At 56.2% G+C, this 18995-nt stretch carries 18 protein-coding genes; 4 read left to right on the top strand and 14 right to left on the bottom strand.

Annotation, left to right across the window (positions count from 1 at the left end):
• Nucleotides 1-51: 51 nt before the first annotated feature.
• The 13 genes from RPS27_RS04160 to RPS27_RS04100 all read right to left on the bottom strand — a co-directional run bounded on the left by RPS27_RS04160 (nucleotide 52) and on the right by RPS27_RS04100 (nucleotide 14277).
• On the bottom strand, nucleotides 52-1866 hold the full coding sequence (locus RPS27_RS04160; RefSeq protein WP_164933842.1) for an ABC transporter permease subunit: 1815 nt from the start codon (nucleotides 1864-1866) through the stop codon (nucleotides 52-54).
• On the bottom strand, nucleotides 1863-2891 hold the full coding sequence (locus tag RPS27_RS04155; protein WP_128955179.1) for an ABC transporter ATP-binding protein: 1029 nt from the start codon (nucleotides 2889-2891) through the stop codon (nucleotides 1863-1865). The genes RPS27_RS04160 and RPS27_RS04155 overlap by 4 nt, the downstream gene beginning before the upstream one ends.
• Nucleotides 2892-2904: 13 nt before the next feature.
• Nucleotides 2905-4362: an NAD-dependent succinate-semialdehyde dehydrogenase gene (locus tag RPS27_RS04150; protein ID WP_128955180.1), complete on the bottom strand. Its 1458-nt coding sequence runs from the start codon at nucleotides 4360-4362 to the stop codon at nucleotides 2905-2907.
• Complete coding sequence (locus RPS27_RS04145; RefSeq protein ID WP_128929626.1) at nucleotides 4359-4943, bottom strand: thiamine pyrophosphate-dependent enzyme; 585 nt, start codon at nucleotides 4941-4943, stop codon at nucleotides 4359-4361. The genes RPS27_RS04150 and RPS27_RS04145 overlap by 4 nt, the downstream gene beginning before the upstream one ends.
• An 11-nt stretch (nucleotides 4944-4954) precedes the next feature.
• Nucleotides 4955-5470, bottom strand: a complete 516-nt coding sequence (locus RPS27_RS04140; protein WP_164933841.1) for a thiamine pyrophosphate-binding protein — start codon at nucleotides 5468-5470, stop codon at nucleotides 4955-4957.
• A gap of 243 nt (nucleotides 5471-5713) precedes the next feature.
• On the bottom strand, nucleotides 5714-7132 hold the full coding sequence (locus RPS27_RS04135) for an amidase (protein ID WP_128929628.1): 1419 nt from the start codon (nucleotides 7130-7132) through the stop codon (nucleotides 5714-5716).
• Nucleotides 7133-7203: 71 nt separating this feature from the next.
• Nucleotides 7204-8580 carry an NAD(P)/FAD-dependent oxidoreductase gene (locus tag RPS27_RS04130; protein WP_128955181.1) on the bottom strand — a complete coding sequence of 459 codons (1377 nt, stop codon included), beginning with the start codon at nucleotides 8578-8580 and terminating at the stop codon, nucleotides 7204-7206.
• 220 nt (nucleotides 8581-8800) lie between these two features.
• On the bottom strand, nucleotides 8801-9964 hold the full coding sequence (locus RPS27_RS04125; RefSeq protein ID WP_128955182.1) for an NAD(P)/FAD-dependent oxidoreductase: 1164 nt from the start codon (nucleotides 9962-9964) through the stop codon (nucleotides 8801-8803).
• A gap of 77 nt (nucleotides 9965-10041) precedes the next feature.
• A complete protein-coding gene (locus RPS27_RS04120) occupies nucleotides 10042-10446 on the bottom strand; it encodes an acetyl-CoA carboxylase biotin carboxyl carrier protein (protein WP_128929630.1) in 405 nt (134 codons plus the stop codon).
• Nucleotides 10443-10613, bottom strand: a complete 171-nt coding sequence (locus tag RPS27_RS04115; protein WP_164933826.1) for a biotin carboxylase N-terminal domain-containing protein — start codon at nucleotides 10611-10613, stop codon at nucleotides 10443-10445. The genes RPS27_RS04120 and RPS27_RS04115 overlap by 4 nt, the downstream gene beginning before the upstream one ends.
• Nucleotides 10614-10617: 4 nt before the next feature.
• Nucleotides 10618-11031 carry an acetyl-CoA carboxylase biotin carboxyl carrier protein gene (locus RPS27_RS04110; protein WP_128929632.1) on the bottom strand — a complete coding sequence of 138 codons (414 nt, stop codon included), beginning with the start codon at nucleotides 11029-11031 and terminating at the stop codon, nucleotides 10618-10620.
• A gap of 205 nt (nucleotides 11032-11236) precedes the next feature.
• Nucleotides 11237-12742 carry an argininosuccinate lyase gene (locus tag RPS27_RS04105; protein ID WP_128929633.1) on the bottom strand — a complete coding sequence of 502 codons (1506 nt, stop codon included), beginning with the start codon at nucleotides 12740-12742 and terminating at the stop codon, nucleotides 11237-11239.
• Between the two features lie 242 nt (nucleotides 12743-12984).
• A complete protein-coding gene (locus RPS27_RS04100) occupies nucleotides 12985-14277 on the bottom strand; it encodes an aminotransferase class I/II-fold pyridoxal phosphate-dependent enzyme (protein WP_128929634.1) in 1293 nt (430 codons plus the stop codon).
• 848 nt (nucleotides 14278-15125) lie between these two features.
• On the opposite strand from RPS27_RS04100, the gene RPS27_RS04095 reads away from it, so the two are divergent.
• The 4 genes from RPS27_RS04095 to RPS27_RS39610 all read left to right on the top strand — a co-directional run bounded on the left by RPS27_RS04095 (nucleotide 15126) and on the right by RPS27_RS39610 (nucleotide 17226).
• Entirely contained in the window at nucleotides 15126-15452 is a 327-nt protein-coding gene (locus tag RPS27_RS04095; RefSeq protein ID WP_128929635.1) for a hypothetical protein, read from the top strand.
• Between the two features lie 187 nt (nucleotides 15453-15639).
• Complete coding sequence (locus tag RPS27_RS04090) at nucleotides 15640-15954, top strand: extracellular solute-binding protein (RefSeq protein ID WP_164933840.1); 315 nt, start codon at nucleotides 15640-15642, stop codon at nucleotides 15952-15954.
• Nucleotides 15955-16226: 272 nt separating this feature from the next.
• Nucleotides 16227-17090, top strand: coding sequence for an asparaginase (locus RPS27_RS04085; RefSeq protein ID WP_128929637.1), 864 nt, complete (start codon nucleotides 16227-16229; stop codon nucleotides 17088-17090).
• Nucleotides 17002-17226 carry a hypothetical protein gene (locus RPS27_RS39610; protein WP_371746378.1) on the top strand — a complete coding sequence of 75 codons (225 nt, stop codon included), beginning with the start codon at nucleotides 17002-17004 and terminating at the stop codon, nucleotides 17224-17226. The genes RPS27_RS04085 and RPS27_RS39610 overlap by 89 nt, the downstream gene beginning before the upstream one ends.
• 521 nt (nucleotides 17227-17747) lie before the next feature.
• On the opposite strand, the gene RPS27_RS04080 is transcribed toward RPS27_RS39610, so the two are convergent.
• The gene (locus RPS27_RS04080; RefSeq protein WP_128929638.1) at nucleotides 17748-18476 is read right to left on the bottom strand and encodes a class I SAM-dependent methyltransferase; all 729 of its coding nucleotides are present in this window, start codon (nucleotides 18474-18476) and stop codon (nucleotides 17748-17750) included.
• Nucleotides 18477-18995 lie beyond the last annotated feature (519 nt).

Here is an 18995-nt window from a genome sequence, read left to right as displayed (position 1 = left end):
ATTGCCTCGAACTGACGGCTCTAATGTCGGCCCATCCAACCGATGCAAGCGCTACACGCGTCTGGACGTCCCGCCAACGGAATTGGCTATGAGCATAAATCCGAGAATTAACGCCAGGAGTAGCGTCGACACTGCTGCCAACTCCGGTGACGCCCCGTACACTGCCTGTTGGTATAGCTGCTTCGGAAGCGTGGTGAAGCTGCCTCCCGTGACAAACAGAGAAATCGTCACTTCGTCAAACGACTGGATGAATGCGAAAAGAAACGCGCCATAAACTCCAGGCTTGATGATCGGCAGCATGATATATCGGAAGGTCTTGAATTTTGACGCGCCCATCGTCCATGCGGCATAGTCCAACGAACGATTGTAATTTTTGAGCACGGCCATCAGTGACATCGTGGCATAGGGCAGCGCAAACACCATATGCCCCATGATCAATCCGACCCATGTGCCAATCAGCCCGAAGCGGGCATAAGCGTAGAACAGCGCGACCGCCGTGATGATATGAGGCAGAAAAATCGGAATGGTCAGCAGCAGAATTATCAGGAACTTTGCCCTCGTCTTTTGACGAACGAGAAATAGTGCCGCCGGAATAGCGATGGCAATGGCCATCAAGCTGGTGATGGCGGCGATGCCAACCGATCGCCAGAAAGCCAATACCCAGATTGGTGAGCTAAGGACCGACGTGTACCATCGGAGTGAGAAACCCTGGGGCGGCCAGCCGAACAGAAGGCTGTTAGAGAATGAAATCGGAACGATACAGAAGATCGGAAGTATCAAGAACAACGCAATTGCCAGCGAAACCATCGACAGAATGGGTCTACTCACCCTTTGCCTGAGCTTCACCGTCCGTCCCGTCAGTTTTTCGGCGACCAATCCGAAGCTGGCGGTAATCCATGAAATTCCGTTGATTAGTTTCATTCCGCCACGGCGGAGCATTCGGTTCAGTCTCGACGGATGCTGGTCGCCCTCTTCTCCGGTCAGAATGTGCATTCCAACCACCCGATCAAACAGAAAGAAGGAAATAAGTGTTGCCAGCAACAGCATGGCGGATATCGCCGCAGCGAAGTTCCAGTGCAACACCTCGGTAACTTGTTCGATGATCAATTGAGCGATCATCGTTTCCCGAGGACTCCCGAGCAGCTGCGGCGTGATGAAAAACCCAAGAGCACTCACAAAGATCAAGATACCGCCGGCCGCCACTCCCGGTAACGACAGAGGAAAATAGACCCGCCAAAAACCATGGGAGGGGCGGGCACCCAGCGTGCTCGCCGCTTTTTCCAAGTTCGGCTCGATGCCCTCCATTACGGAGTACATCGTAATAATCGCCAAAGGCAAAAGCGAGCTGCTCAGGCCGATCATCACGCCGTTCCAGTTGTAGAGGAAGGCGATCGAATGATCGAGCCAGCTCAACTTCAAGCCGGTTACGTTGATCAAACCGCGGCGACCGAAGATAATAATCAGTGACAGATTGCGGATCAGAAAGCTAGTCCAAAGCGGCACCAGAACGGACGTCAGGATTGCTGCTCGAACCCCTGCATTTGCTTTGGAGAGTGCATATGCAACGGGGTAACCGAGCGTCAGGCAGATCCCGGTGGCCCAAGCAGCGGTTTGAATCGTTCGCACGAGCACGCTAACGTATAGATTGGTCTTAAATACTCGCGAAAAATTCTCTAGCGTCAGCGCACCGTGAGCGTCAAAGAGGCTGAGAACAAGAATTCCGCCGACAGGCAGTACAAATACGACGGATAGAAACGTCAGCAGCGGTGCTATCTGAAGAAACGGCCAGCGCGCTAGCAATTCGCTCAGAGGTAGGCGCCGATCTGATCGCGGCCATGATCCCGGGATGGTCGTCCGATCTGTCACGTTCCTACATCCTTTATTTCTACCGACCGGGAGGCGGCCCAGCTCAAGATGCAACGTTGACCGTTCTCGATATCGTGAGGAGCCTGTGCATTCAGAACAAGGGCTGAAAGGACGCGATCGGACGCCGACTTGAAGAAGTACCGGGTTGTCGGCCCAATATTGATGCGCTCAATAAACGTCGCTTCGGTCCGGTGGTGCGCGGGAACGACGTCGGCGTTGACGCGAACGTATTCAGGTCGAACCATCAGTCGCGTTCCCGCCTGCATGGGCGTCACGTTGCCGCTTGCATCGCTCACTTCGCCAGCCGCCATGATATTGGACTGTCCGATGAAGTTAGCGGCGAAGACCGTCGAGGGGCGATCGTAAATTTCGTTCGGTGGTGCCAGTTGCTCGATCTCGCCACCGTTCATCAGACAGATCCGATCTGACATGGCCAACGCTTCTTCTTGGTCGTGGGTCACGTAGATGATGGTCGTCTTTAATCGCTTATGCAGATGCTTGATTTCGATCTGCATCTGCTCGCGCAAGTTCTTATCCAGCGCGCCCAAAGGTTCGTCCATCAGTACGATCGACGGCCGGTAGACCATTGCGCGTGCGAGAGCCACGCGTTGTTGCTGACCACCCGATAGCTCCTTGGGCACACGCTCGGCAACGTGAGGTAAGCTGATGATCTCCAACATCGACTTTACCCGGTCGCGTATATCAGCCTCCGGCATCTTCCGCATGCGCAGCGGAAATGCGAGGTTTTCCGCGATACTCAAATGAGGAAACAAGGCATAGTTCTGAAAGACCATGCCAATATCCCGATAAAACGCGGGCTCGTTGGTAGCTCGACGACCGTTGATGTAGATCTCGCCGGAGTTTGGAGGGGTTAGTCCGGCGATCATGGTTAGGAGCGTCGTCTTTCCGGAGCCAGAAGGGCCCAATAGAGTCAGAAATTCTCCTTCGGCCACATCGAGAGACGTCGGCTTCAAAGCGTCGAACGCACCGTACCGTTTCGAGAGGTTTTCGATCTTGAGCTTCATTCGTATGCCCGCTCTAACGATGCGCAGGAACTGAGTTGCGGGGCGGTCCCGCCAGGAATGAAATGCTGCGTACAATCGTGTAGTTCAACAACCCCTCAGCCCCACCCTCACGCGCATACCCCGAGTCCTTTGTTCCCCCAAAAGGCGTCTCCGGCAGCGATGACGTGAAGTGATTGATCGCAAGGTTTCCGACCTGCATGTGGTCGGCGATGTAGCCGGCGTAGTCAGCCGAATGAGTCATCGCGTAACCCGCAAGCCCATAGGGCAGTTCGTTGGCGCGCTTGATCGCGTCTGGCAGCGAAGTAACCGAATTTACGAGTGCGACTGGGCCAAACGGTTCTTCCTTCATAATACGCGCATCCGCGGGCACGTCGGCCAATACCGTAAGAGGCCAATAGTAGCCGTTATTCTTGATGCGCTCCCCACCGGCAACAAGCCTGGCACCTTTCGCGATCGCCTCGCTGACGAGTTCCTGTATCGCAGCAAGGCGCCGTGAATTGGCTACGGGCCCCATCTGCGTGGCCGGATCGAGGCCATTGCCGACCTCAATTTTTCGAGCCGCCTCGCCCATGTTGTTGACAAACTCTCCATAAATGGAGTCGTGGACGAACCAGCGTGTCGGTGATGTACAGATTTGGCCCGAGTTGCTGGCTTTAGCGGCAACCGACCTGCTCGCTGAATCGAGCGGATCGACATCGTCACAAATTATGACCGGCGCATGCCCGCCCAATTCCATAATGCAGGGCTTCATATGCATTCCGGCTTGCGCGGCAAGTCCCTTGCCAACTGGAACGGAGCCAGTAAACGCAACCAGTCTGATTGACGGGTGTCCTATCAAATAGCGCGAGATATCTGCGGGAATGCCGAATACCAAATTCAACACGCCATCTGGCAGTCCGGCTTTCACAAAGGCTTCCGCCAGATGCACGGCAGCCGCCGGTGTTTCCTCAGAAGCTTTCAGGACGAGACTGCAGCCTGCCGATAGCGCACCGCCAACCTTCCGGGCGACTGAACTTAAGGGATAGTTCCAAGGACTAAAGGCCGCTACAGGGCCAATCGGATAGAGTTGCACGGTGTTTCGATACCCGGGCTCGGACGGAATGGTCCTGCCGTAAAGTCGGCGTCCTTCTTCCGCATCCCATTCCAACACCTGACATGCCCGCCGAACTTCGGTCTGCGCGTCGCGTAGCGGCTTGCCTTGCTCCAGAGTGATATCGCGGGCCACCACATCGGCATTCGCACGCAGGTTCGCCGCGGCTTGACGAATTATCTCGGATCGCCGGGCCGCTGAGGTCAGTGACCAAACGTTGAAGCCGTTCGTTGCAGCATCGACGGCAGCGGCAAGATCGGCCTCCCTTGCCATAGGAACGATCCCCAGCACGGCTTCGTTTGCGGGGTTCAATATCGGAGCGCCGTTACGTTCGATCCATTTTCCACCGATAAACAGCCTTATTGGGGTGTGCCCAGTCATCGGGTCACTCCGAGGAATTTTCGTGTGTCGGCCACCACTTTTGCCGGACTACGCTTACGCCACGGCGCGCGCTGACCTGGCGGACGGTTTTCGATTTCTGGGTGGATCTTATTCCAGACGAAGACGGGCCCGTCCTTCGCCAGGATTTCTGGCAGGGCGGCAGTATATGTGGCTAGATCATCGAAAAAATAAGTGCGATTGATGCCACATCCGCGAGCCACAAGGTCATAAGCAACGTTCTTCGCGTTCGGTACGGGCTGTCCACCAGTTGTGGCATAGCATTCGTTGTCCATCAAGAAGTAGTAGTAGTTTCGAGGCGCCTTTTCGGCGATCGTTGTCAAGATGCTGAGGTTCATTAGTAGATCGCCCTCAGAATCGAAAACGACTACCGGCTTCTCAGGTTGGGCCAATGCGAGCCCAAAACTAAAGCCGGCATGACCGCCCATGGAAGGATCACCGACTGGAAGGTCCGCACCTCCTTCGCTGATGTCCAACCAATATTGACCCGAGCGACCCGAGACGACGAGCGCATTCCTGCGATGAGGTGCGAAAGCGTGGACAAGATCTTTTGTGTAAATCATCGACCCGCGCCTCAATTAAAACCGTGAAATTCGTCGGCGATCAGTACGACGACTGGGCGCTGAGTTAGTTCAGACTCGGTGAAAGCGAGCGAGATGCGATCGGCGTCCGCATTACTTTCCACCATGTAGAACTTGATTCCGAAAGCGAGCAGGAAGCGTTCTGTATATTCGGCCGCGCTATCGTGATTGACGCCGTGCCGCGTGTAACCGCGGTAACCAACCAAGAAGACGACCGGAACGTTCAGATTGAGCAGCCAGCCGCGCATGGAATCTCCCGATTCCATCATGCCGGTATTCTGCACCAACACGATCGGCTTTGCTCCTCCTGCGAAAAGTCCGGCCGCTATTGAGCAGGCATGCCCTTCGCGGGCGACGCCGACCAAGCTCAGCGATTGCTCCTCCTGCATTTTCAAGAACAGCCAGTTCGTCTCGCTATCTGGCAGCCAAACAACATGCGACACGCCGTTTTGCTTCATTTGCGCAACGACCGATTCGGGACTCAGTGCCGCGGCTTGCTCGTCACTCATCATCGTCCTCTTTTCGCCGGCCGCCATGGGAGCGAGGGCCCGCGGCCCAATTTGTATCCGAGACGTTAATTTAGGATACGATTAAAGGGCCTCCGGCACATTCGTGTCAACCTGAATGTGACGAAATCGTAATTTCCGAATGGAATCCTCATTTTCAGAAAGCCACGAACAATGCCCGAAACTCGGCAAGCCCCCCAAAAGGGCTCGGTCTGCGACAAGTCATTGGGGGGATCGCGAACGGTTTCATATGTATCCGGGAGGGATTGCTACGGCGCCCCCTCGTTCGCGGTCAAACGCTTGCGCAATCCGGAAGGCCGTTGCATCACCAAAACGGCGGACGGTAATTTGCAGACCTACCGGCATAAGGGCTGCGAGCCCCATGGGTATCGATATAGCGGCCAAGTCCATTAGATTGGCTATACGGGCGAGGAGACCAAAAGGTGCGGTTTGCTCGTGCGCCCCCTCGATCTCTGGAGTCACGATCGGAGCCGAGGGCAAGAGAAACGCTGCTGCGCCTTCCAGATAACGATCGAATTCCACCTGCATTTCGCGGCGGGTTGTAAGCAGGCCGAAATAGTCCCTCGCGCTGATGCCACTGCTTTTGCGCATTCGCTGCGCTATCAAACGATCAACTCGACTGTCGAGCCCCTCGATGTATTGCGATAGCCCATTCCAGCCTTCGGTCCCCGTGATACCGGATGCGTGAGCCGCATATTCTTCGTGACTCCGAGGCATGGGACGCACATCTATGTGAGCGCCTAGTCTCTTGAGGTCGCCCAGTGCCTTATGGAAAAGGTCCATAATTCGGGGGTCGACGAATTTGAGCTGAGAGTCAGTTGGCGCTCGCAAGATCAAGCCCTCGACGCCAGCCGTTAACTCGCCAAGAGGATTTATGCGCCCAATTCCGTAGGTCGAGGGATCCTGGGGATCCCGCCCTTGCAAGGCATCGAGTACCAACGCGGCATCCCGGATGCTGCGGGCCAACGGACCCACAGTGTCAAATGTCGGCGCCAATGGAAAGACGCCGCCCCGGCCGACCAAGCCGAGCGTACTCTTGTGGCCAACAATTCCACAAAGCGATGCGGGGGTACGAATTGAGCCGCCGGTATCGGTCCCGAGCGCAACCGGCACGAGCCCCGCCGCGACCGCGACTCCCGATCCGCTGGATGATCCGCCGGGTACTCTCGCAACCGAGGTATCCCAGGGATTCACCGGCGTACCGCAGACGGGATTGCACCCCCAACCACCAAAAGCGAATTCAACGGTGTGCGTTTTCCCGATGAGAACCATTCCTCGATCGAGGAGGCGCTGAACAGCGTGGGCTGTGTTCTCCGCAGGGGTCGATGCGGTCGCAAGCGATCCGGCCCGGGTCGGTCTCCCCTTGACATCAAATAGATCTTTGACCGCGAAAGGTATCCCGTCCAGCATATGCAAAGCGTTGCCGCCCGCACGCCGTGCATCGGCGGTCTTGGCAGCTACGCGAGCCGAATCCGCGTAGATTGCGACGAAGGCATGGAGCTGCGGGTCGAACTTCGCAATCCGCGCCAGAAAACGCTCCGTGATCTCGAGCGACGTGACCTGCTTGGTGGCCAATGCGCGCGAAAGCTCCCCGATCGTAGCGAACGCGACGTCACCAAGGGGCAATGTATGGCTGTCACTCATCGGAGTTCCCAACTAGTCCAACGCTAGGCGCGTATCTCTCAAGCAATGCATCAATCGGTCGGGCGCAGACATCAAAGCAGCCCCGCGCCCACCGAGCCCAGATCAGGGATCAACGAAGGATCCGTGAACCTGTCCATTGTGAAGACAGCCGATCCGGGCAACGGCTTATCCGCAACCCATGCGGCCGTTTGCTCTCCGACAGCGCAAGCCATCATCGTGCCAAAGCCGGAAAGACCGACGCACATATAGGAGCCTTCCGGTCCCATGGGCCCGACCAGCGGCCAATTGTCGTGGGTCCGCGTATACCAGCCGCTATAATGATGCAGACCGCGCGTCAGCCGTCCGATATAGGTCCTGAGTCCGGGGTTGAGCCTCGAAGCCCCTCGAAGCACAATTTCGGGAAAGCGGTCGTCCAGCGGAACGTCCCAGGTCGCGTTTACCTGCGCCCTCTCGTTGTAGGCCCATCCGAGCCGTAGCCAGCTGCCGCCGTCTCCTCCGTCGGGACGGCAATGAATTGCGCCGGTCATTGGTTGTGTGAGCCAGGCAGTGTCTGCACTGGCCCGAAGCAGGCTAGCTTCTTCTTCCGTCCAATTGATCATTTGATCATCGAGGTCGATCGAAAACGGCATGTCCCGAGGAATGACCTTGTGAACATCCTCGAAGGCGATTTTCTGCTGCATCACATTGAATAGGGGCAACTCGACGTCGAGCATGGCGGCAATGTCGTTCGCAAAGGGACCCGCACAGTTAATTAGCTTGACCGCTCGGAGAGTCTTAGAGGTCCCCTCGTCCTTAAAAGCGATAGTAAACCCGCCTTCTCGCTCCGCCTTAATGCCGTCGACCATGCCCTGCATGCGGTGCGCGCCGACGCTGCCCGTGTATTCCAGCATGAAGGCTCCCATCTGCTGCCCCGAAATGTCGCCGGCTTGGCGTACATGCAGGATTGTTCGCAGGTCGCGATCATAATTGGGAAACAGCGATTGGATCAGCTCGGGATTGCGAAGCAGATCGAAGCCTCGTGGCGCCAGCGTCCAGTCAGCGTCTGCGGGTCGTTGATAACTGCGGCTCGTGGTACCCTCATGGATCCGTACCTGCTCATCGAATTCCGCACCCAAGCTGAAGCGCAATCCCTCGATCAGCTCGGAGGCATCTGTCTTTCGCGACGCCAAGACATATCCGCGTCGAGTCATGTTCAGCCGATTGCCCGACTCTCGCGCGATGTCTTCCATGAGCTGGATGGAACGATCAGAGAGACGAACCATCAGTGGATGGGTCCACCAATTTCGATAATTCTCGCCAGACTGAGCGGACGTGAAGGCCATCGGAGGGCCTTGGTCGATGAGCGCGATATCAGTGATGCCGTGGTGTTTGGCCAGATAGTAGGCGACCGCGATACCAATCGTACCGGACCCGATGATAGCGACCTCGGCGCTTTTCACGCTCGCCATATTTTGCATCCCTTCTATTGTTTTTGGATACATTTTATATTGCCACACCGCAACTGATTTCGCATCGCCGATCGCGTTTTACGGAAGGGTTCCAAAGCGCCGTTTCGAGGTCACACGGTCCGTGGCGCGTGGCGCCTCAAGGAGAACGGCCTCGCGGTCACATCGGAAGGTCTTGGAAGGCAAAGCTCCCAAATCCCACAGGCAGGGGAAAGCGTTGAAACTATATGATGCCGCGCTCGGGCAGAGGGGCGTCGTCGATCAGTCGCTGCCAACCGAAACGAGTTAAATCCAGCGTTTCGTATCGTCCCTTCAGGATAAGTTCGGAAATCGCCAGACCACAGCCGGGCGCATGCATCAGGCCGTGACCTGAGAAGCCCGCCAGCATGTGGAAATTGCCCAGACCATCGGCCCCCGGCCCGATGATGACATTGCCGTCGAAGTCGTTCTGATCATAGAGACCCGGCAAAGTTGAACGGCATTTCGTCCGTTCGAACTGCGGGAAACGGTGCGCCAATGCTGGCCACACAACTGATTCGAAATAGTCGTAGTCGACCTCGAAATTATAGCCCCGCGGTTCCGCGAGCGTCGGAACACCGCCTGAATAGCCGGCGCCTTCGGGACGGAAAGCTAATCTTTCGGGGTCTTTGAGGTAAGGCAGCGGCTCGATGGGTTCTTGCGTTTCGAAGTAATGTTCGAAACGCCGCAGCGGGGTGATTGGAACATCGAACCCCAGTTGCTTGCAGATTTCCTTTGCCCACGCTCCTGCGCAATTGATGAATTGATCCGCTTCAATCTGAGCGCCGGATGCCACTCGGGCATGCGTTACAGCATGAGCGGCGCGGTCCATCCCCACCACATCGTCGGCAAGATATTTGACGCCGAGAGATTGCGATTTCTTACGAAAACCCATCAGCACACTATGCGGATCCAGCCAGCCGTCATCGGGAGAATGGACGCCGGCGCCAAGGTCCGAAACGTTCATCGAAGGGAATTTCTCTTTCAGACCGTCCGGCGTCAGCCATACGACATTGCAACCTTGATCTCGTTGAGCGTCGTAATTTTGACGCAACATCCCCGTCGCACTAAGGGGCACGATGAAGAGGTAGCCATTTTTCTTAAAGCCGATCTCGGCATCCACGCCTTCGATCGCCATCGTCTTCGGAAATGACTCAAAGAAGGGGATTGAGAAATTTGAAAGCTGGATATTCTCGGAAAGCGCGAAAAGACGTCGGACGCCACCAGACGCCCGTGGCGTCGAGGCTATCGCATAGGTCGGATCGCGCTCTATCACTATGACATCTGAAGCCGGCGCCATGAGCTTGAGAAAATAGGCAGCCGCGGAACCGATGGCTCCGCCCCCAATAATTGCGACATCATATTTCATTTTCCTACCTGCCCGAGTAGAGTAGATGGTGTGATACTATGCCAACGCCGTGCGCCGATGCCGTTCGTAGATGCCGCCTACTCCACGTCTACCGGAAGGATCTCGAACAAGGGCGCGCCGTAACTAACCGCGGCGCCTTCTTCGATAAGAATTGTGACCAACCGCCCCCGCTGCGGCGTTCTGATCGGGATTAGAATCAAATCATCCTGTAGGTAGCCGAGGATATCATCCGAGTTTAAAGACGAGCCCATCGGCACCGCCGCTGAAGCCGCCGCGGGATGCCTTGGTAAGAATCTTCCCGGCCCAACCGCGCGAACAACAATATTTGCCGTAGCCGGCGGCGCCGCTCGCACCTTCTCGTCGGTCGTCGCCGCAAGCTCAATGTTTATAAACTCGCCGCCTTCCTCATATTCCAGCCGGATCAAGCCATGGCGCCTCATGATGGCAGTCAATTGCGGAATGTAATCGCAAAGACCCGTCATGATGCCACCGCAGAAGTGGCTCTCTTCAGCCTCAGCCCAGCGGCCAACCAATTCTTCAGAAACCGGATGTCCGCGCTGCCGGCTTTGAACGCTTCAATGGCACCGCAGGCGCGCTCCATTCTAACGGCTATTTCCCCACGGTTGGCGATCAGCACCTTGTCAAACATTTGCTCACTCGAGAACGAGAAGAGTGTCACCCGCGCAAACCACCTGGCCGTCGTCGGGTAGGATTGCTCGCACCGTCCCCGCTCTGTCAGCTTCGACACGGAACAGTGTTTTCATGGACTCTACGACAGCAACGATCTGCCCCTTGGTGATTGTCTGCCCTACTTCAACCGCAGGAGAACCACCCTGGACATCCGAGCGATAAAACACTCCGTCGGTCAAAGCTCGTATCTTATGACCTTCTTGATTCGAACCGAGACTGTCAGCTTTTTGCAGTGACAGCGGCGCGCTGGTGAAAGCGGATGTCACTTCAGCGGCGGCGATCAGCAGCAGCCGAATGTCCCCTCTTTTCAGCTCAATCTTCTGCAAATTGAGCTCAGCCGCCTTCCGGCAAAAAACTTCGATCTGCTTCAGGTCCATGAAGGCCGCGGTCTCCCGAAGAACGAACTAATCGGCAACCGAAGACGGGGCTGACAGCATCAAACTGCGCCGGGCCGTTTGCGCCGATCGCGAGACAATGAGCACGACGCCCATAACAGTCAAGCACAATGTATTCTATTGCGGCCCTTTTGGATACATCATCATGTTGCGATAGATGCTGGCCGGACATATCGACCACCCAATGTTACTCAAGGATGGCATTCACGGCTTCATCAAGAGCTTTAGCGGCGCGTTCGCGAACACAACGCAGCTTTTCCTGCTGCTCCGCATCTCTGGTCTGGCTCTCGCGAGCGAGCTTTATCTGCGCGCACACATTGGCGGGCGCCGGGCTGCCGTAAGTCGAACGTCGGCCAACGAAAGCGAGTGGACTAAGGCTTTCCCGAAACAGTTGGGGGTCAAGGCTTGGTGCAGGAAAACCGAGCTGATTTGCTGCTGCATCCAAGTCGGCACTTGTCACCGTGTTTGGCATCATTCCGCAATTGAAACAGTGCGCCACGAATCCGGCGACCAATTCATGCGCTTTACGCCACCCCAACGCAGTCTCGCGCGCTATGGCCGCAGCAAGGTCCGTTGCGGTGCACCAGTTGGCACCCGCCAAATAGCTCATTCTCGCGACATCAAAGCGCACATCGCCCACAAGGCGCGACAGAGTATCCAGTCGTGCGGGAATCATTTCACCAATGGCCTTGAGCTGACTGTCCGTATTGACCCGCTCCATGGTGGTAAAACCAGTAGGTCCGCGTTCGGACATGCTTACAGCCAGGAAGGCCGATGATGCTTGCGTCGCCAAACTCTTGATGTCCTCCAGCCCATCAGGATTTTTCTTCTGCGGCATGATCGAGCTAGTACCACACAGATAATCCGGCAATTCGACATAGCCATATTCAAATGTCGACCATAACTGCAGATCATCGGCCAAGCGAGCGAGCGAATGCGTTAAACCTGCCATGAGACCGGCATATTCGATCTCCATGTCGTGGCTGATGATCGCATCGAAAGTGTTGGGCAAGGGCCCATCGAAGCCGAGGAGCTCTGACGAGCGCCGACGATCGATCGGAAAATCGCTCCCAGTCATGATGGCAGCGCCAGCAGGCGACTGATTGATGCGAGCATGAGCTTCTTGATATCGCTGCTGATGCCGGGCTGCGACCAGTTCAAACATCAGAGCCCAATGCGCCAGTGTTGTTGGCTGGGCGTGCTGGCCATGCGTGTTGCCCGCCATGACGGTCTCGATGTGTTTCGACGCCAATTCTATGAGAGAATGGCGCAGCTTCATCATGCCATCCAAGGCTGAACAGATCTGAGCCGCAAACGCCCTCCTTCGAGAAACGGCATTCAGATCTCCCGAACTGCGCCCGGTGGCGATCTGCCCACCAATTTCACTGCCATAAAGCTTTGTTAGATATCGTTCGCCCGCGTGCAGGCCCGAGTTCATCTTAGAATGAACATTTAGAACACCTTCTGCCTCCATCTGTCGCAGGCCGGCTAGAAGTTGCTGTCCGATTTTACGCTTAATTGCGCCCCCTTCGGTTAGCGCAACTAGATGGGCCTTGTCGAACGCATGAATATGCGGAGCCGTTATCGCATCGAACCGAGACTTGTAGTTGTCAAGATAATCTAGAGGAACTTGCTTCAAACGCGCTCCGGGGTTGGCGGCGCTGCGATAAGTTTGCGGAGCGTGGGTTTCCATTTAAGGATCTGCCTTAGCTTCGGGCCCGAACGAGCCGGTTTGCCGGCCACCGACACAACCAAGCAAGCCTGATGTATGCATATTAATTATACTGTATCCAGTCGCGCTGCCTGTCAATAACATGACACTGGGCGTGGCCGATAGCCTCCGGCGAAGCGGACGAAAAATCGATGGCGAGGTGGCCGCTGAGGTGACGGGTCAGAAGACAAATGGCTTGAGACGAGTTGTGCTGCGTGTTCACTTCAGTCATTGTCATTGATGCCAAGCTGCTTCTCGACTGCCGCCAGCAGAATTGAGATTGCAATTGCCTCAGCTGCAATCCGCACGTCTTCCAACGATGCAAAACTTGGCGCAATGCGGATATTGCTGTCCTTGGGATCATGCCCGTTTGGAAAAGTCGATCCTGCTGCAGTGAGAGAGATTCCCGCGTCGCCCGCCAGCCTGACAGCTCGTTGCGCTGCGCCTGCAATAGTATCGACGCTGATGAAATAACCGCCCTCAGGCCGAGTCCAGACGGCAGCACCTTTGCCTGCGAGACGTCTTTCGAACGCTTGGAGCACTGCGGAAAACTTGGGAGCAAGAATAGCGCGGTGTCTTTTCATGTGTCGTGTCACGCCCCCTGCGTCCTTGAGGAAACGCGCGTGACGAAGTTGATTAAGCTTGTCTTGACCAGCTCCACGCCGCTTGGCGCAGTCAAGAAACCAACGAACGTTCGCGGGAGAAGCTGCGAAGAAGCCGATACCGGCTGTGGCGAAGGTAATCTTTGAGGTAGACCAGAACATAAGCGGTCGATCCGCATTCCCGGCGGCCGCGCAAGCAGGCAAGATCCGTTTAGCTGGCTTGCTGTTATCGGCTAAGTGATGGACGACATACGCATCGTCCCAGAAGAGCCGAAAATCTGTGGCCGCAGCCTCCATCGCAGCCAGTCGATCAATTACTTCATCGGACCATATTTCGCCCGTCGGATTGGCATAAGTCGGCACGCACCACATGCCCTTCACACGTGGATCCCGCACATGATGCTCCACCACCTTCATGTCTGGCCCCTTGGGCGTGACAGGGACCGGAATCAGATCGATGCCATACTCGATGCACATGTTATGATGCAGTTCATAACCAGGCACGGGGCTAAGGAACGCGATTCTTCCCTGTTTCATCCAAGGGGTCGCAATTGCTGTCACACCCTTTAGAAGAGCCCACACAATTACATCATGCATGATCGCAAGGCTGGAGTTACCTCCTACCACGACTTGCTCCACTGGAACGTCTAGGATGGGAGCGAATATGCGGCGGAGTTCGACAAGTCCCTTCGGATCGCCCCCGTAATTTCGTGCATCGTCCCCAGCTTCCGTGATCCAATCATCGGGTTTCGGTAGCGAAAGCAGTTCGTTCGACAGATCGAGCTGCTCTTCTCCCGGGCGCCCGCGCGCGATGTTCAGCTTCAATTTGCGCGCGCGAATAGCATCGTATTCCGCCCTCACGTGGCGGAGCATCTGCTGAAGTTCGTCGGCGCTCATCTCGGCAAGCCGCATCATGATCCTCTCTCGCACCTGGCGAAGATGAGGCCTGTGGGACGATCCGATCCCGAGGTCTTGCATCATCGCACGTACGGCTTAGCTCTTCGCACTAATGCCATTTCGACGCCTGAGCCGATCTACTGCTCGCCTCTTGGCCATCATCGCGTGGTCTCATCCAGTTGCAGGCGAAACCCAGATCGCGCGTCACCACCAACATGGTCACGCGCTTGTTCCTCCGCATGGTCCATCCGTCGCCTCAGGCCAAAACGCAGCACTTCTGGTCGTGGCGGAGACACGGAGTTTCGGGAAGCACCCAGTTGCTCCAGCCGGCCCACAGCCGCCGCATCTTGCCGGAATTCCACCTGGAGGATTCGATCTCAGAAGCTCGGCAAAGCTGTTGATTATACACTTGACGGTGTTTGGATACGAAAATAGCGTCTGGTAGTCAAGCAGCGCTGGCGACCGCGAAGCGGAATGCCAGACTTGCGCGCCAACAGCAAGAAACCCGGAGAAGGTTGGCGATGGCAGCTCCCGTAACACGGCAACTCACAAAAATCTGCGCCTCACGGCGGCACCTTCGTCGCACTGCCCAAGCAGCTTTGGGAAGAAGCGATTTACCGCGCGACCCCTTCTCTTGCCGCGGTCTCCGCTTGGCTTCTGCTGGTCGTGCGCTCTGTGATGCTTATCGCTCACGTGACCGCAACGAGAGCCAACGCGACAGTGGTAAGGGCAATCAGGAATTCTAGGAACGCCATGAACAGAAGGACGTTTTTAAAATGGACGGCGCGCGCAACTGCCTCGTTGGCCGCGCCCACAGTCTGGAGTCCGGCGCACAGACATTATACGTTGCGGATACCGGAGGAGCGATGACTGAAGTCAATCGTGAGCTTCTCTATGGGCCATTTGAGAAAGCCACAGGAATCCAGGTCGTCCCCGTAATCCGTAGCGCTAGTCCGACCACCCAGATCAAATCGATGGTAGAGACCAAGAACTACATGTGGGACTGTGTTTTCGGGGCCGGCGCCGATGAGTCGCTGCAGTGGCAGCAGGCGGATTTGCTAGAACCGCTCAACGTGAGTGGCGAATTCGTCGATCAGATTCCCGAGGAGATGCGGCACAATCCAAGCTTTATGCCAGATATATCTCTGCCATTGCTCTGGTATGCCTTCCCTCTGCCACCAAGAAGGAGCTGACGTCTTTCGCCGACATGTGGGACTTTTCGATCCCAGGAGCTCGTTCACTTCGCAATGGCGGCCGCGACGACAGCGAAGTTGCCTTGCGGGCTGACGGGGTGCCCGGAGGCGAGGAGATCTACAAGGTTCTTGAGACTGACGACGGCTGGAAGCGCGCCTTCAACAAACTCGACAAGATCAGAAGATAGTGACTTGGTGGACGACTCCGCCACAAGGCGCTCAGCTGTTCCACAGTGGCGAGATCGATATTATGCCAACTTTTTCGAACCGGGCCTATCAATTGATCGCGCAAGGGGATGGGCTGGCGATTTGCTGGAATCAGGCATTTTACAACTCTTATGGCTGGGTCATCCCGAAAGGTAATCCCAAAGCCGAGCTGACTCGACGTCTCATCGTTTTCTCGCTGGAACCAGAGAGTCAGGCAGCTCGTTGCGCCAAGATCGGTGCCGGACCGTCTAATGTGAACGCATATCAGTTTATGAGCAAAGACGTCAGTCGATAATGTCCACCTATCCTGACAATCTGAAGCAAATGGTGCCGGTCGACAACGAATCTTGGAGCAAGAACCTTGCCGAAGGCGAGGAACGATTCAGGCAGTGGATACTCCAGTGAGCTGGCGTAACTTCGGAGCAGGCTCTTACAGGCCGGCAGTGCCGAAGGGCGTCAGAAGAGTGACCATGGTTCAGAAGGCATGGACGCAGCTACCCTGGCTTGGACCCTCCACAATCATCGGAGAAAAAGCATCCCTTTCCCCCGCAAACAGCTGAGGCGAGCATGTCACTACCATTAGTATATGTATTGACGACTGGCGGCACGATCGCGGGCAAGGGCGACTCGTCGGTTCGCCCTGCCGACTACGAGGTCGGTCTTCTTACCGGCAATGACCTCGTTCAGGCCATCCCCGAACTCGCTCAGTTAGCGGACACACGGGTCATCGAGATTGCGAACATTGGCAGTCAAGACATTTCGTTCGGTCATTGGAAAAAGTTAGCTGAGACTGCAAACGGTCTTCTCAGTTCTAAAGAAGAGAACATTGCGGGCATTGTGGTTACCCACGGAACCGATACCCTGGAGGAGACAGCCTACTTTCTGAATTTAACGATGAAATCGGACAAGCCGGTGGTCCTGGTCGGATCGCAGCGTCCCCCAACTGCAATGAGTACGGATGGACCCTACAATCTCTACAGTGCAGTTCGCGTTGCCATTCAGCCAGAGGCGGCAGGCAAGGGAACTCTGGTGGTCATGAACGAGCAGATCAACGCTGCTCGCGAGGTTGTCAAGACCAGCACCTTCCGGCTAGAGGCCTTTAAGTCGGGAGACTTTGGCCTTCTAGGCTATGTCGATACGGATAGGATTGTTTTCTATCGGGCACCTGTCCGTCGTCATGGCAACAACTCTGAATTTGATATCAAGAACATCAACGAGTTGCCGACGGTGCATATTGTTTACTCCTACGCCGATGCACCGGGAACACCGATCCGGGATGCTCTCGCTTCGGGCGCGAAAGGAGTTGTCATTGCCGGCGCGGGTGCCGGGACCCTATCCCAAAATGAGAAGGCGGCCGTCGCGGCTTATCGTAAGACAGGTGGTGAAGCCATCATCATGCGTTCCAGCCGCACTGAACGGGCGCGTCATTGAACGCGACCACTACCTAGAGCTTGGCGTCCTCAACGCAGACAATTTAAGTCCGCAAAAGGCTCGCATCCTCCTTGCGTTGGCCCTAACCAGGACCAACAAGCCGCATGAGATAAAGCGAATCTTCTCCGAGTATTGACCGACATGGACGAGTGCGCATGTCCTAGATGGCTACCTTGTCCCTCTGCGACGCGCCAGTGCGCTCATCGGATGAAGGGGACGGGTGGTGCATCATTCATGAGGGTGCTGAGACGTTCCTTGAAGCAGGCAACGTCGCACGGCACTTCTGGCGGTCATCTCAACGACCAGCATTCCCGACCACCCGCTTCATTCCAAGCCGACGGCGCAACAGCCCAATATTAGGAGGCATCCGCGCATGCTTCGCATCCCAAACGGCTTTCTCGCCATCCCAAATCCTGGGCGAGAGGCATCCCCGGCGACGGGGGTCTTTCTGTTGTGGCTTCGCGAGGTCCTGGCCGAGAGTTCTTTGGCCGCAGTCGAAAATCGCTGAAAGACCCGACCCGCCGGCTGGTCCGCCTGGTCAATATGGCGATATCTGCATAATGCGCATGGCCAAGGGCTTTGAGAAGATTACTGATTGACTCGATGCAGTCATTGACAACAAGCGCGCCGAACGACCCGAACAATTGACTTTGGGTGCTACCGTTGCGCGGAAACCAGAAGCATCATCGGTCGCTCCAACTCTTCTTCCAGCTCTGGCGTTTGTGTGATCTGCTCGGGGGACGGGGCAAACTCTTCGACGGCTAAGATCCGGAAGCCAGCACGGATCAAGGTGTTAAGCGTCGTGCCGATGGTCCGGTGATATTTGATTACGCCTTTCGCAAACCAGTCAGTCTGGCGCTCACCCTCGATCGAATAGCAATTGACTGGCCAAGTCTTGCGCCCGTCCTCGTCGGCGATCCAATGCGGATGGACCGCTGCCATAAAGATCGGATGCTCGATGGTGAATACGATATGCCCGCCGGGCGTGAGCGCTTGGTGGACCATGCGCGCGAGACGGCTGAAGTCCCTGATATAGTGAAAGGTGAGTGCACTATAAGCGAGATCGAAGGCTGCCGGCGGCAACTCCACTGTCTCCAGGTCTGCAATCCGGTATTTAATTTCTGGATCGTTGGTATCCGCCTTTGCCCGGCTGATCATGTTTTCGGAGAGGTCCAGGCCGAGCACCGAGTTTGCGCCTTGCTTGCGCATCCAGCGCGACGTCCAACCAAGGCCGCACCCCAAATCGAGGACGCGCTTGCCGAAAATCGCTGGCAAAATCGCGCGTATGGAGGGCCATTCAGGCGCACCGTCCAGACCGCGAATTTGTCTCGGAAGCTGGCTGTAACCGGCGAAGAAATCGGGATTGTCGTAGATATTCTGTGCCATGGTGTTCTCTTGTCCGGCGTAATGGGATTCGGATCATACGACAGACCGAGATTCCTTTTGTTCCCCTTTCGTCGCGTTTACGGCGCGAATTGGTTTCAACCAATTCTCACTATTTGGGGCAGTGGCGGCGGCGAGCTTCCCCTTGAACCCAGCGATGCGGGGCTCAATCTAGACCTAGGGGATGCAGCCGACACTCTGCACGCCCAAAGCGGCTGGAAGAAACGTCGGATGATGCCGGGATTATTGGGCGTCAAAAAGAACAGAGCGACTTGGAGACTCTAGACCCCATCCCGGACGCTCTATTGCCCGTCGCCAATGAGGTTTGGCAAAAGCAAAATCTGTCTCGCCTTCTCATTGCTGACTTTGTCGCCCCGGAAACGGGAGAGGTCTGCCTTACGTAAATGACGCGGTTCAAACGCTTCCAACCATTCTGCCGCCTGACATCACTCCGGAGTATTACCGTCGTCTCCAAGGGCCGCTCAACAGGAACTATCAGGACAACCGAGGCACGGCTCGTAT

It is taken from the genome of Bradyrhizobium sp. WYCCWR 12699, from assembly GCF_032144035.1.
Taxonomy (GTDB): domain Bacteria; phylum Pseudomonadota; class Alphaproteobacteria; order Rhizobiales; family Xanthobacteraceae; genus Bradyrhizobium.
The sequence above is the reverse complement of the archived record's forward strand: the minus strand, read 5'-3'. Positions and strand labels throughout refer to the sequence as shown.